This is a genomic window from Streptomyces sp. ALB3 (assembly GCF_044385685.1).
Taxonomy (GTDB): domain Bacteria; phylum Actinomycetota; class Actinomycetes; order Streptomycetales; family Streptomycetaceae; genus Streptomyces.
The window spans coordinates 166,693-180,396 of the sequence record NZ_JBISCE010000032.1 but is presented as its reverse complement, the minus strand read 5'-3'; the positions used below and the strand labels follow the sequence as shown (position 1 = coordinate 180,396).

The following is a 13,704-nucleotide window of genomic DNA, read 5'->3' as shown; positions in this document are numbered from 1 at the left end:
GGGGAGGTGCTCGCCCACGCCCCGCGCGTGGGTATATTCAGCTCGCGCCGCTTCGACCTTGACGGTATTCCGGGGATGCGGTTGGCGTCCCGGCGGATTGAAACAGTTCAATCCGCCGGACGCGGTGAGGTGACGGCGGGCCGGACCGTGCCGTACGCCCGTCCGCGGACCAGGGACCCCGCGCCGGGCGCGGCGGCCGAACGCATCAGTGGGGCAGGGCAAGTGGGGCGTGTGGCAGGGATCAAGGACGTGGCCCGGCAGGCGGGAGTCTCGGTGGGCACGGTCTCCAACGTGATCAACCGTCCCGAGGCGGTGCTTCCCGACACCCGGGCCCGTGTGCTGGCGGCCATCGAGGACCTCGGATACGTACGCAGCGAGTCCGCCAGGCAGCTCAGGGCGGGACGCAGCCGCATCATGGCCCTGCTCGTGCTGGACATGGGCAACCCGTTCTTCGTCGACATCGCCCGCGGCGCCGAGCGGGCGGCCCGGGAAGCCGGTCTCGGCGTGATGGTCTGCAACAGCGGCCAGAGCCAGGAGGAGGAGGCCGAGTACCTCGGGCTCTTCGCCGAGCAGCGGGTCTGCGGGGTGCTGGTCACGCCGGCCGACGCCAGCGGCGGCAATCTCGAGGCCTTCGCCCGCCACCGGATCCCCTATGTGCTGGTGGACCGGGTGGCGGCCTCCACCGACGTCTGCGCCGTCTCCGTGGACGACGTGCGCGGCGGCATGCTCGCCGTCGGGCATCTCGTCACGGCCGGCCACCGTTCCGTCGCCTATGTGAGCGGCCCGGGCGATCTGCACCAGATCAGGGACCGCCGCGAGGGCGCCCTCGCGGCGCTCGCCGAGGCGGGGCTCGGCCCTGAGGCACTCGTCGAGATCCCCTCCGACCGCCTCGACGTGGCGGCGGGCCGCGACGCCGGGGCCAGGCTGCTCGGCCTCGTCCCGAGGCCCACGGCGGTGTTCTGCGCCAACGACCTGCTGGCGCTCGGTGTCCTGCAGTCGCTGTACGCCGCCGGTGTGCGGGTGCCGCAGGACGTCGCCATCGTCGGTTACGACGACATCGAGTTCGCCGCGGCCGCCGCGGTGCCGCTCACCTCGGTCCGGCAGCCCGCCGTGGTGATGGGGAGGATGGCGGCCGAGCTCCTCCTGGAGGAGGCGGACGACGAGGACGGCACCCACCGGCACCGGAGCGTGGTGCTCCAGCCGGAACTCGTCGTACGCGCCTCCAGCGCGGCTCCGCGCTGACCCCGGAGACCGGCCGGCCGCAGGGGCGCCCGGACGGCCCGGTGGGAGGCATCGGGGCGAACGCCCGGCGGGGTTTCGGACGGGGGAGCGAATCCGTTGATCCGGAGTGGGTGAACTCGCCCTGCGAAAGGCTCTGTTGATCGCCAACACGGGCCGCTCTGAGTCATGATCGCTACGAGATGGTGGACACATCCCGGGGCGAAGCCCCCGCACCCCCCGCCGAAGAGCCCCGTGGCTGCCTCTTCGCGCTTTCCCAGCCGCCCCTGATGATCTTCCTGACGGTCGTCGGCGGCCTGCTGCTGATGGCCGCACTGCACGATCTCTTCCTCCTGTGAGCGGGCGCCCGGCGCGGACGCCCCCCGCTCCGCTGGGCCGCCCCCCTCCCGGGGCCGCGGGAGGGGGGGTCCCCCGCTCGGCGGGACGGTCAGCCCGCCGCCTCCCGGCGCCGGGCCCGGTACGCGGCGACGTGGAGCCGGTTGCCGCAGGTGCGGCTGGAGCAGTAACGCCGGGAGCGGTTGCGCGACAGGTCGACGAAGGCGTCCCGGCAGTCCGGGGCCTCGCACCGACGCAGCCGTTCCTGTTCACCCGCCACCACGATGAAGGCCAGTGCCATGCCGCAGTCGGCCGCGAGGTGGTCCGCGACGGAGGCGTCGGGCGCGAAGTAGTGGACGTGCCAGTCGTAACCGTCGTGGTTCGTGAGCTGTGGAGTGGTCCCGGCGGCGGCCACCAGGCCGTTGACGAGATCCGCGGCGGTGCGCGCGTCGGGCGCCGCGAAGATCTCGGCGAAGCGTCCGCGGACGTCCTGCACGGCCCGCAGGTCCTTCTCGCCGAGTACGCCCACCCCGCTGATGTCGTGGCGCTCCGCGAAGTCGTAGAGCGCGGCGACGTCGGCGAGCCCGTCGTCCGTGTCGCTCTCCGGTGCGGTGTTCACCAGATCGACCACCGTTTCGAGGGCGATCCGGGTGTCGTGAGGGATCAGCACGCTTCGCTCCCTGGCCTCCGGCGGACGGGCGTCCGCCGATGCGGGCTGACTCTACTGGCTCGGCGAGGGCGCTCAGGGCCCGGTGCGGGCTCAACGGGAGGCGCAGGCCCCTTTTCCCGGCCCGGTGGCATCGACGGAACCTGCGGCCCTCCTGGTGGCCTCGGACGGGGCATCGGCGGGAGCGGTGAGGTGCATGATGCGGCTGATGCCGGTGTGACGAGGACTGCCGGCCATCCCCTGCGGCTCCCCCCGCGCTGGCCGGCCGCCTCCGCCCGCGCCCCGGCCGCTGCCGCCGCCCCGCCCGCCGTCACCCTGCCGGGCCGCCGCCCGCCCCGGCCCGCACGCGGCGCCGCCGCCGCGGTGGGTTCCGCGGCGACGGCGCCGGTGCCTGCCCTATGAGGTTGTCCGCGCGACGCCGTCTCCCCGAGTCGGACGGCGTCCCGCAGCTGTCGGCCTGGCTCAGCTCTCGGCCAGGATGTGTGAGAGCTCCGTATCGAGGTCGAAGTGACGGTGCTCGGTACCGGGCGGGACCGCGGCGTCGGTCCTCTTCAGGAACGACTCCAGGGCCCTTGCCGGGGCTTCCAGCAGGGCTTCGCCCTCCGGGGAGCTCAGTGCGATGCAGACGACGCCTTGGCCGTGACTACGTGATGGCCAGACGCGGACGTCTCCGGTGCCGGTGGGCCTGTGCAGCCCCTCGGCAAGGAGGTCACGGGCGAAAACCCATTCGACCGTCTCCTCCGCTCCGGTGTGGAAGGTGGCGTGCACGGCATAGGGATCGGCCGTGTCATACCGCAGGCCCGCGGGTACAGGCAGTGAGGACTCGCTCGACACAACGAGGCGCAGGTGCAGCTCGCAGCTGACCGTGGTGTTCATAAGCGCCAGGGCCTTTCGCTCAGTGTGCGCTCGGGGATTCGCACGTCGGCGAAATCGACATGCCACCTACGGTGGCGTTGTAAACCCCTCTGACCTATTTGTGCTGCTTCAGGTCGCTCGTCCGGCGGTGTGTAACTTTGGGTCATGCGTCCATTCCGGTGACGCTCACGGTTCCGGTAGGTTGGGCCCCATGAACGCGGAGAGTGACGAGCGGAGAGAGGTCGCCGCCACGGTGGCCCCTGAGCCCGCTGCGGGGGACGAGCGGGTGGCGGAGCGCGAGCTGGGGTCGCGGGCACCCGGGTTCATCAAGGGATCGAGGGTGCTCCACCTCAGCTGGCAGGTCGGGATCTTCATCGTCGGCCTCGCCGTGGTCGGGGCGGGCATCGTGATGCTGCCGCTGCCCGGCCCGGGGTGGCTGGTGATCTTCGGCGGCATGGCGATCTGGGCGACCGAGTTCGTCTGGGCGCAGCTCGTCCTGCGCTGGACCCGGCGCAGGGTCACCGAAGCCGCCCAGCGCGCCCTCGACCCCAAGGTCCGGCGTCGCAACATCATCCTCACGACGGTGGGGCTGGTGATCATCGCGGTGCTGATGGGGATCTATGTCTGGAAATTGGGCCTGGTGATGCCGTGGGACATCGAGCAGTGACCCGGTGATGGTCCTGAGGCGCCGCTGACATGGGGTAATGTAAGCCGTGCGCCGGGGCGATTAGCTCAGTGGGAGAGCGCTTCGTTCACACCGAAGAGGTCACTGGTTCGAACCCAGTATCGCCCACCCCGGACCGATGGCCCGGAAGCTTCTGAGAAGCTTCCGGGCCATCGGTGTTTCCGTGTGTGCGCCACGCTGCCGCCCGGGCCCCGCCCGCGGTGCCGTTCGGCCCGTCGTCAGGCCACCGAAATTTCGTCCTAACCGTTGACGCGCCCGGTGCCGCTCCTTACTTTTGCCCAGCAAGCGCTTTCTAAAACGATTCAATGCGAACGGTGGGGGCGAGCTATGTCTCGGAACAACGGCATGGACAGGCGGCAGCTGCTGAAGCTGGCCGGCCTCTCGGCGGCCGGTCTCGGGCTGACCGCGGCCGGCTGCGGTTCGGGCGGCAGCGGTTCCGGCGGTCCGGTCACCATCCGGCACTCGTGGTGGGGCGCCGACGACCGCGCCAAGAAGATCCAGCAGTGCGTCGGCCTCTTCGAGAAGAAGCATCCGAAGATCAAGGTGAAGACCGACTTCCAGCAGTACCCGGACTTCTGGAAGAAGTTCAACACCCAGGCGGCCGGTGGCAACCCGCCCGACGTCATCCAGAACGCCGTGACCTTCCTGCGCAAGTACGAGGCGAAGAGCGTCCTCCTCGACCTCAGCCCCCAGGTGGAGAAGGGCAACCTCGACCTCACCGGCTTCCGCTCCGGCCTGGAGAAGTTCGCCGAGATCGACGGCAAGCTGCTCGGCGTGCCGGTCGGCAGCAACTCGATGGCCCTCGTCATCGACGAGAGGGTGTACGAGAAGGCGGGCATCACACCCGAGATCGGCTGGACGTGGGACGACTGGCTCGCCGGCCTCCGGAAGATCAGGAGCGGGCAGAAGATCGCCGGTGACGCCGGACCGCACGGCGTGATGTACCTCTACGACCTGGTCCTGCGCCAGAACGGCAAGGCCTTCTTCACCGAGGACGGCATGGGCTTCGGTGAGGCCGAGCTGCTGCCGTACTGGACCGAGGCCCTCGAGCGGGTCAAGTCGGGTCTCTACGCGGACCCCGGCAAGGTCGAGCAGATCAAACCCGCGTCGGCCACCGCCAAGGGCCTGTCCGCCGGAGAGTTCACCTGGGACAACTTCTCCGTCCGCTACAGCGCGGAGGGCAGGAGCAGCTACGGCCTCGCGCCCATCCCGAGCACCGACGGCAAGAGGACCGGGCAGTACCTCGGATCTCTGATGCTGAGCGGCTCGGCGCGGACCAAGCACCCCGCCGAGGTGGCCACCTTCATCAGTTTCATGACGCACGACCCGGAGGTGGCCCGGATCATGGGGTACGACCGCGGCGTGCCCGCCACCACCGCGCAGTTCGAGGCCTACCAGCCCGGCGACGCCCCCAGCAAGGCCATCGGCGCGTACGAGACCGCGATCGCCGACGCGGGCGTCCTCGAGCCCATCACCCCGCACCCGGCCGGCGCCGACGTCATCGAGGCGGCCTTCCTGCGTATCGGTGCCGACCTCGCCCTGGGCAAGACCTCGCCGAAGGACTCCGTGAAGCAGTTCTTCTCCGAGGCGAAGACCGCCCTCGCCTCGAACTGAGAGGACCGTGGTGACCCACATCCACACCTCCCCGGGCGTGCTCGACGCCGGGGACGGCCGCTCCGTCGGCAAGCGGAACGGTCCCGGAGGAAACGCGCCGCCCGCCGCCCCGAAACGGCGGGACCGTCGCGAGAACGTGGCCGGCTACCTGTTCATGTCGCCCTGGATCGCGGGCTTCCTGTTCCTGATCGCCGGGCCGATGGTGTTCTCGCTGTACCTGTCGTTCACCGAGTACAACTTGTTCGAGGCGCCGCGCTGGATCGGTCTCCAGAACTTCACCGACATGTTCGCGGACCCCCGCTGGCGCCAGTCGGTCGAGGTCACCTCCTGGTACGTGCTGATCGGCACCCCGGTCAAGCTGGCCGCGGCACTCGCCGTCGCCATGCTGCTCGCCCAGAAGAGGTGGGGCCAGTCGTTCTACCGTGCCGCCTTCTACGCCCCGTCCCTGATCGGTGCGAGCGTCTCGGCGGCCATCGTCTGGCGTGCGCTGTTCTCGGACGACGCGATCGTGGACCGTACGCAGAAGGTGTTCGGCGTCGAGGCCGGCGGCTGGATCGGCGACCCGGCGATGATCGTCTACGCGCTGATCGCTCTCACCGTCTGGCAGTTCGGCGCGCCGATGGTCATCTTCCTGGCAGGCCTCAAGCAGGTACCGCGTGAGCTGTACGAGGCCGCCGAGGTGGACGGGGCCGGCCCTTGGCGCAGGTTCTTCCACATCACCCTTCCGATGATCTCGCCGGTGCTGTTCTTCAACGTCCTGCTGGAGACCATCCACTCCTTCCAGATCTTCGGATCGGCCTACATCGTCAGCAACGGCACCTGTGGACCGGCCGACGCGACACTCGTCTACACCTGTTACCTGTACGAACAAGGCTTCGTGAACAGCCGCATGGGATTCGCCTCGGCCATGGGATGGCTGCTGCTCGTCGCGGTCGGCCTGGTCACCGCCGTGCTGTTCTGGTCCCAGAAGCGCTGGGTGCACTACGAGGAGGGCGGCCGATGAGTCTCCGGTACGCAGCCGTACGGCGCCGGGGGCCCGGCGCACTCGCCTGGCACATCGGTGCGCTAGCCATCCTCGCCGTGGTCCTCTACCCGGTGGCATGGACGATCGGGGCCTCGTTCAAGCCCAGCGCCGAGATCATCGGTGCCCTGGACCTGTTCCCGGCCGACCCGATCGGAGACAACTACACCCGGCTCACCGAGGGCATCGCGGACATCCCGATCTCGACGTTCTTCCTGAACTCGGCCTACATAGCCGTCGGTTCCGTGATCGGTGTGGTCCTGTCCTGCTCGCTGACCGCCTACGCCTTCGCGAAGGTGCGGTTCGCCGGCCGCAACGCCATGTTCGCCATCATGATCGGCACTCTCCTGCTGCCGTACCACGTGCTGATCATCCCCCAGTACGTCCTGTTCCAGAAACTGGAGCTGATCAACACCTTCACCCCGCTGCTGATCGGCAAGTACCTCGCCACCGACGCCTTCTTCGTCTTCCTGATGGTGCAGTTCATGCGCGGGCTGCCGAAGGAACTCGACGAGGCGGCACGGCTGGACGGCTGCGGGCACCTGCGGACCTACTGGTCCATCGTCATGCCGCTGTGCCGGCCGGCGCTCGTCACCAGCGCGATCTTCACGTTCATCAACGCCTGGAACGACTTCATGGGCCCCCTGCTCTATCTCAACGAGCCGGACAAGTACACCGTCTCCCTGGGGCTGAAGATGTTCATCGACCAGGACGCGGTGGCGGACTACGGCGGCATGATCGCCATGTCGCTGGTGGCCCTGCTCCCGGTGCTGGCCTTCTTCGTGGCCTTCCAGCGGTACCTGATCGACGGCATGGCCACCTCGGGCCTGAAGGGCTGACGCGCCGTGGCGACGAAGACCCGTGTCCCGGCGAGGCGTTCGCGCGTCATGGACCGCTTCGCCCTGTTCTCCGAATGTCTGCTCGCCGGCGTGTGGATCGCCGTCGCCGCGCTGCCCCTGTTCACGTTCCCCGCGGCCTTCGCCGCGGGGACCCGGCACCTGCGCCGCTACCTCGCCGGTGAGCACGGCGGCCTGCGCGAGTTCGCCGCCGACGCCCGGGCCGCCGCCCGCGGGGGGTGGGTCGTCGGCGCGGCCGTCTGGGCCGCGGCGGCCCTGCTCCTGCTCGACCTGGCCGCTGTCCGGGCCGGTCTGCCAGGGGGCCCCTTCGTGGGGGCGGTCGGCATCCTCGCCATGATCGGCTTCCTGGTCGCCGTGGTGCGCGCCGCTTCCTGCTGGGAGCCCGGCGCCCTGTGGCGCACCCTCCTCGCCGAGGCCGGCCGCGACACGGTCCGCGACCCGGCCGGCTCCCTCCTGCTGGTCTGCGGGATGGCCGTCGTCGTCCTGTCCGGCGCCCTGGTGCTGCCGCTGGCCGTCCCCGTCGTCGGGGCCGTCGCCGCCGCCGCCACCGCGGTACGGGCGCGCCGGCTCTCCCGCTGACCCGCTACCCGTCCCTGTTCCGTTTCCTGTCCCCATCCGCACGGAGAGAGGCACAACCATGTCCAGGATGCCCCGCAGAACGCTCCTGAAGGCCGCGGCAGCGGCCGGTGCGGCCGCACAGTTCAGCTGGTCCTCCGGGGCCGCTCCCGCGTCGGCCGCGGGGAGCACGGAGCGCAGCGACGAACCGGTCACCCTGACCTGGCTGGAGTCCGGCGGCCTCGGCGCCGCCCCCGGTTCCACGCTCGGCGTGCCCTGGCCCAAGGGGCGGTACGCGAAGGGCCAGACGTTCGCCCTGTCCACTCAGGACGGCAAGGACGTCCCCGTGCAGACCTGGCCGATCGGCTACTGGCCGGACGGCTCGCTCAAGTGGACCGCCCACGCGGTGGGCCCCGAGGCCACCGCCGGGAAGTTCTCCCTGGCACCCGGAACCCCGGCCGCGCCGTCGAAGAAGGTCACGGCGGTGCGCAGAGGGGGCACCATCACCGTTTCCACCGGGGTGATCACCGCGAAGCTCGGTACGAACGGCTCCGCGCTCGTCAAGACGGTCACCCGCGGTTCCACCGAGATCGCCCGTGACGGCCGGCTCGTCCTCGTGCGCCAGGGTGAGATCGAGGACGGTGACCAGGGCAGCGAGAAGTACGAACGCTTCGAGAGCGTCGTCGAGGAGGCCGCGGTCGAGCAGGACGGGCCCGTCAGGGCCGTCGTCCGCATCGACGGGAAGCACCGCAGGGGCTCACGGTCCTGGATGCCGTTCTCCGTGCGCCTCTACTTCTACGCCGGCGCCGATTCCTTCCGCATGGTGCACACCATCACCTACGACGGCACCCAGGAACCCGGCAAGGCGAGCGGTGACTTCGTGCGGGGCCTGGGCGTCCGCTTCACCGTGCCCATGCGCGACGCGGCGTACGACCGCCACATCCGCATCGGCGGTGACGGCACCGGACTGCTGCGCGAAGCCGTGAAGGGCGTCACCGGGCTGCGCAGGGACCCCGGGGCAGCGGTGCGCGAGGCGCAGTTCGCCGGCCGCGAGCTTCCCGATCCCGCCACCTGGGACCAGCGGGTCACCACCCGGCTCCCGTACATCCCCGAATGGGGCGACTACACGCTCTCCCAGCTCTCCGCGGACGGCTTCGGCCTGCGCAAGCGCACGAAGAAGGGGCACGGCTGGATCGGCGCGGGCGGCGGCAGGAGGGCCTCCGGGTTCGGATACGTCGGTGGCCCCAGCGGGGGATTCTCCTTCGGGCTGCGTGACTTCTGGGAGAAGCACCCCGCCCAACTCGACATCCGCGACGCGCACACCGACGAGGCCGAGGTCACCCTCTGGCTCTGGTCCCCCGAAGCCCAGCCCATGGACCTGCGCTTCTACCACGACGGGATGGAGCAGGACACCTATCCCGAACAGCTCGAAGGCCTCAACATCACGTACGAGGACTACGAGCCCGGCTTCGGCACCCCGTACGGCATCGCCAGGACCAGCGAACTCCTGTTCTGGGCCAACGAGTCCACGCCCGCCCCCGAGACCCTCGCCCAGCAGGTCGACGCCGTACGCACACCCCCGCAGCTCGCCGCCCCGCCCCGGCAACTCGTCGAGGCGAAGGTCTTCGGCGGCCTCTTCGCCGAACCCGACCGCTCCACGGCCGCCAAGTCGAAGATCGAGGACCACCTGGACTTCCTCTTCACCTACTACAAGGACCAGGTGGAGATGCGCCGTTGGTACGGCTTCTGGGACTACGGCGACATCATGCACACCTACGACCCGACCCGCCACCAGTGGTGCTACGACGTCGGCGGCTACGCCTGGGACAACTCCGAACTCTCGCCGGACCTCTGGCTGTGGTACGCCTACATGCGTTCGGGCCGCGCCGACATCTACCGCTTCGCCGAGGCGATGACCCGGCACACCGGTGAGGTCGACGTCTACCACCTCGGGAAATGGGCGGGCCTCGGCACCCGCCACGGCGTCCAGCACTACGCCGACAGCGCCAAGCAGCAGCGCATCGCCAACACCACCTACCGGCGCATGTTCTACTTCCTCACCGCCGACGAACGCGTCGGCGACCTCATGCACGCCAACGTCGACTCCGACGAGACGTTCCTCGCCCTCGACCCCATCCGCAAGATCCGCACCGAGCCCTACACCCCCGACCGCCACGCGCTGTCCATCGGCTTCGGCACGGACTGGAGCGGCCTGGTCTCCGCCTGGCTCACCGAGTGGGAGCGGCGCGGACCCAAGTGGGAGAAGGCCAGGGACCGCGTCCTGTCGACCATGGAGACCATCGCGGCCCAGCCCAACGGCTTCGTCCAGGGCGTCGGCCTCTACGACCTCGACACCGGGAAGTTCGCGGTGGCCGAGAAGCCCGCGGTCGGTGTCTCGCACCTGTCGGCCATGTTCGGCCTGGTCGAGCTCAACGCGGAGCTCATCGACATGATCGACATGCCGGCCTTCGAGGCCGCCTGGATCGACTACTGCCGCTACTTCAACGCCACGAAGGCCGAACAGGCCGCCCGCTACGGCAGCAACTTCGGCACCCTTCTGCTGTTCCAGGGCCACTCCCGGCAGGACGCCTACGCCGCCGTGCGGACCGGTGACGTCACCCTGGCGACCCGGGCGTGGAAGCAGTTCTACAGCAGCGCCGACCCGTGGGACTACAAGGAGAGCACCGACTGGAGCACCAGGAAGGTCGAGGGCCCCACCGGGCCCGTACCGGGCAGTGAAGCGGCCTGGGTCAGCACCAACACCACCGCCCTGTACGGCCTCGCCGCGATCCAGAACCTCGCACTCGTGGGCGACAGGATGCCCTAACGCATCCGGCCGAAGCTCTCCCGCACCCGGCGCGCGTCACGCAGCCGCTGCTCGTAGGTCGCACCGACCGCGAGCAGCAGCAGCCCGGCGAGCGCCGGGGGCGCCCAGCGCGGAAGCGCGTCGAAGACCTGGACCACATGCGGGGCCAACTCGTGCAACCCGTCCAGCGCGAGGACCGTTCCGCCCAGCACCAGAGGAGCCTGGAGCCGCAGACGGGCGCCCACCAGCGTGATGACGAGTGCCGCCGTCCCCAGCGCCAGCGGCCGCATCCAGTGCGGGTCGGCCCACGCCACCACGAGGCTCGGGACCAGCGTCATGGACAGCGCGGGACCGTACGCCGCCCACGACGAGGCGGCCGGCTCCCTGCGGCGGCGCAGGTGACCCACCGCGAACGCGGCCACGGACACCGGCAGGGTGTACGCCTCGGGGTCCGTGACCCCGGAAGCCGCCAGTCGCACCCACGCCGCCGCCACGAACAGCGCCACCGCCGGCCAGCCCGCGGCCCGACGGCGCTCCGGCCGCAGTGCCGTGGCCGCGGCCAGCACCCCGCACAGGCCCAGCACCAGCGCCAGGAACGGCGCGTCCGGCACGGCGAGAGCCACGGCGACCACGGCCGCGAACGCCCCCGCGAGCTCCAGGGCCACCGCCACGACCGGCTCCCGCACCCGTGCCCCGAGCAGCACCGTCACCGCCGTCACCACCAGCACCAGCGGTGCCGTGTGCGGGGCGCCCCATCCGAGCGACGCCCCCGCAGCCGAGGCCACGGCGATCGCGGACAGCACCGAGGCACAGGCGAGCACCGACCGCACCACGGGCACCTGGGACGCCGCCGCGGCTCCGGCGCACAGGACGAGCAGCGTCCCGAGGACCGCGTACGTCGCAGGTTCCGCGGCCAGGCCCAGCACCGCCACGCTCACGGCCCCCACCAGCGCGCACACCAGGCAGGTCACCGCGACACAGTCCGCCCCGCGACGCGCCGCCAGGGCCAGAAGCACGGCGACCAGCAGCAACTCCCCGGCCACGGCGACCCCGTACGGAACATCCGCCACCACCAGCAGCGACAGCACCGCGCCCCACCCCAGGACCACCCCGGCGGCCGCCGCGGCGCGACGCCCAGGCTCCGGGAGCACCCGCGGCCGTCCGAAGTGGAGCGCGGCCGCCAGAACGGCCGCCACCGCCAGCACCACCGGGGAGGAAGCCGACTCCGACCACGCGATCGAGGGCCCCACCGCGTCCCGTAGACCCCCCGGTGCCCCGGACCACACCCTCGCCGTCACCGACGCGGGTCCCAGCAGCGCCGCGGCCACCACCGGCGCCGCCCACAGCACCGCGCCGGCCACGACCGAGGCCGACGCGCCCAGGACCCCTCGCACGACCGGCCGCGGGACGCCGGGCAGCGTCGCCACCGCCGACAGGACCGCACCGCTCAGCAGATACACCACGACCGACCGGTCCCACGACAACGGCGCTCCGAGCACGCCTCCCACCGCGGCCACCGTGGCGAGCGCCGCCACGGCACCACCGAGTACGGCCATCCCCTTCGGCGCGCGCCACGCCCCGGCGGCAGCCACCACCGCACCCGCCAGCAGCAGGGCGCCCGGGCCCACGGCCCCCGGCACACCGTGGGCCGACACGGACAGCCCCAGCCCCAGTGCCAGCGAGACCAGCCCGGTCAGCAACGCCCCGGCGCACGCCGTGACCCGCACCGCGTACCCGCGGCCCCACGACGCCACCGCGACATCCGCGGCCGCCGTCACCAGGAGCGCCCAGCCGAAGCCGGTCGCGGACGCTCCCGACGCCCAGGCGGTGAGCACCAGCGGCAGTTGGCCCGCCACCACGGCCGCGGGCAGCGGCGTCCTCAGACGGCCGAGCAGCAGCCCGTACAGCGTCCACGCCGCCACCAGCACCGCCGACGCGCCCGCCGCGAACGCGAGCCCGTCCGTCCCGGGCGCCGCGACCGCGTGCAGCGCGACCGCGTCCAGCACCGTCAGCACCAGGGCCAGTACGGCCACGGCCTCCGCCGTCGAGGGCAGGGCGCGGCGCAGCAGCGTGGCGGGCGTGACGAGCGCGCCCGCGGTCACCGCCGCCAGGACCGCCGAACGGCCGGCGATGCCCATCTCGCCCCAGCTGAACAGGGTGAACGCGATCGCCGCGACCGTCAAAAGCAGGCCGCCGAGCACCAGCAGGACATTCTGCGTCCCGTGGGCGGGCGCGGGTCCCGACGGGGGCGGAGCGTACGGCCCGGAGACCGGTGCCGGGGCGGGGGACGGCACGGCCGGGGCGCGCAGCACGCTCAGCAGCCAGGCACGACGGTTCAGCAACTGCAGCCGGCGGGCGTCCAGCCGGGCGAGTTCGTGATCGAGGAGGGCCAACTCCTCCGCGGGCGGCGGCACATGTCTCATGCACCGGAGTGTGGCGCCGGCCACACCCGTCTGCATGGGTCCGGATACTCAGTTCCGCACCTGAGTAGGTCCGTGCGCGCAGACTGGGCACATGGACTGGAACCACTACCGCTTCACCAGTGTCTGGGAAGTGCCCGCCCCGCCCGGCACCGTCTACGCCGCCCTGGAGCGCGCCGAGGACTACCCGCGCTGGTGGCCACAGGTCCGCGAGGTCCACCGCGTCGACGGTGCCACCGCCAGGGCACGCTTCCGCTCGTCCCTGCCGTACGACCTCGTCGTGACGCTGCGGCAGCGCCGCAGCGACCCGGTCGCCCGGATCCTCGAAGCGGCGATGAGCGGCGATCTCGAAGGCTGGGCACGCTGGACCGTCGCCCCGCACGAGGGCGGCAGCCGGATCGTGTACGAGCAGGAGGCCGTCGTACGCAGGGCGCTGCTGCGCAGGCTGGCCGTGCCCGGGCGCCTCGTCTTCCGCGCCAACCACGCGCTGATGATGCGCGCCGGACGCCGCGGACTGAGGGCGTGGCTCCGAGCGGTTTGAACGCGGACCGCCGAGCCCTGTATGGTTCAACCCGTTCCCGGGCGATTAGCTCAGTGGGAGAGCGCTTCGTTCACACCGAAGAGGTCACTGGTTCGAACCCAGTATCGCCCACCCGGGAAGAGCCGGTCC

At 71.2% G+C, this 13,704-nt stretch carries 12 protein-coding genes and 2 tRNA genes; 11 read left to right on the top strand and 3 right to left on the bottom strand.

The annotated features are described in order from the left end of the window. Positions 1-231 precede the first annotated feature (231 nt). The gene (locus ACHFIV_RS20205) at positions 232-1,242 is read left to right on the top strand and encodes a LacI family DNA-binding transcriptional regulator (RefSeq protein WP_398970779.1); all 1,011 of its coding nucleotides are present in this window, start codon (positions 232-234) and stop codon (positions 1,240-1,242) included. A gap of 179 nt (positions 1,243-1,421) precedes the next feature. Continuing rightward, positions 1,422-1,577 carry a hypothetical protein gene (locus ACHFIV_RS20200; RefSeq protein WP_167526178.1) on the top strand — a complete coding sequence of 52 codons (156 nt, stop codon included), beginning with the start codon at positions 1,422-1,424 and terminating at the stop codon, positions 1,575-1,577. A gap of 89 nt (positions 1,578-1,666) precedes the next feature. On the opposite strand, the gene ACHFIV_RS20195 is transcribed toward ACHFIV_RS20200, so the two are convergent. Beyond that, entirely contained in the window at positions 1,667-2,224 is a 558-nt protein-coding gene (locus tag ACHFIV_RS20195; protein ID WP_398970777.1) for a CGNR zinc finger domain-containing protein, read from the bottom strand. A 459-nt stretch (positions 2,225-2,683) separates the two neighbouring features. Next, complete coding sequence (locus ACHFIV_RS20190; protein WP_003959770.1) at positions 2,684-3,097, bottom strand: SsgA family sporulation/cell division regulator; 414 nt, start codon at positions 3,095-3,097, stop codon at positions 2,684-2,686. Between the two features lie 190 nt (positions 3,098-3,287). On the opposite strand from ACHFIV_RS20190, the gene ACHFIV_RS20185 reads away from it, so the two are divergent. From ACHFIV_RS20185 to ACHFIV_RS20155, 7 genes are all read left to right on the top strand, one after another. Continuing rightward, positions 3,288-3,743 carry a TIGR02611 family protein gene (locus ACHFIV_RS20185; protein ID WP_398970774.1) on the top strand — a complete coding sequence of 152 codons (456 nt, stop codon included), beginning with the start codon at positions 3,288-3,290 and terminating at the stop codon, positions 3,741-3,743. A gap of 54 nt (positions 3,744-3,797) precedes the next feature. Beyond that, positions 3,798-3,869, top strand: a tRNA-Val gene (locus ACHFIV_RS20180). A gap of 219 nt (positions 3,870-4,088) precedes the next feature. After that, positions 4,089-5,375 carry an ABC transporter substrate-binding protein gene (locus ACHFIV_RS20175; RefSeq protein WP_398970771.1) on the top strand — a complete coding sequence of 429 codons (1,287 nt, stop codon included), beginning with the start codon at positions 4,089-4,091 and terminating at the stop codon, positions 5,373-5,375. A gap of 10 nt (positions 5,376-5,385) precedes the next feature. Further along, positions 5,386-6,378 (top strand): carbohydrate ABC transporter permease, encoded by a 993-nt coding sequence (locus ACHFIV_RS20170; protein ID WP_398971128.1) that lies wholly within the window; start codon positions 5,386-5,388, stop codon positions 6,376-6,378. Continuing rightward, positions 6,375-7,235, top strand: coding sequence for a carbohydrate ABC transporter permease (locus ACHFIV_RS20165; protein ID WP_398970767.1), 861 nt, complete (start codon positions 6,375-6,377; stop codon positions 7,233-7,235). Before ACHFIV_RS20170 ends, ACHFIV_RS20165 begins: the two co-directional genes overlap by 4 nt. A 48-nt stretch (positions 7,236-7,283) precedes the next feature. Next, positions 7,284-7,832 carry a hypothetical protein gene (locus ACHFIV_RS20160; protein ID WP_398971125.1) on the top strand — a complete coding sequence of 183 codons (549 nt, stop codon included), beginning with the start codon at positions 7,284-7,286 and terminating at the stop codon, positions 7,830-7,832. A gap of 58 nt (positions 7,833-7,890) precedes the next feature. Further along, on the top strand, positions 7,891-10,635 hold the full coding sequence (locus tag ACHFIV_RS20155; protein WP_398970764.1) for an exo-rhamnogalacturonan lyase family protein: 2,745 nt from the start codon (positions 7,891-7,893) through the stop codon (positions 10,633-10,635). On the opposite strand, the gene ACHFIV_RS20150 is transcribed toward ACHFIV_RS20155, so the two are convergent. Continuing rightward, positions 10,632-13,037 (bottom strand): SCO7613 C-terminal domain-containing membrane protein, encoded by a 2,406-nt coding sequence (locus tag ACHFIV_RS20150; RefSeq protein ID WP_398970761.1) that lies wholly within the window; start codon positions 13,035-13,037, stop codon positions 10,632-10,634. The two genes, ACHFIV_RS20155 and ACHFIV_RS20150, sit on opposite strands and share 4 nt — an antisense overlap. A 91-nt stretch (positions 13,038-13,128) precedes the next feature. On the opposite strand from ACHFIV_RS20150, the gene ACHFIV_RS20145 reads away from it, so the two are divergent. Then, positions 13,129-13,575: an SRPBCC family protein gene (locus ACHFIV_RS20145; RefSeq protein ID WP_398970758.1), complete on the top strand. Its 447-nt coding sequence runs from the start codon at positions 13,129-13,131 to the stop codon at positions 13,573-13,575. A gap of 39 nt (positions 13,576-13,614) precedes the next feature. Continuing rightward, a tRNA-Val gene (locus ACHFIV_RS20140) sits at positions 13,615-13,686 on the top strand. Positions 13,687-13,704: the final 18 nt, after the last annotated feature.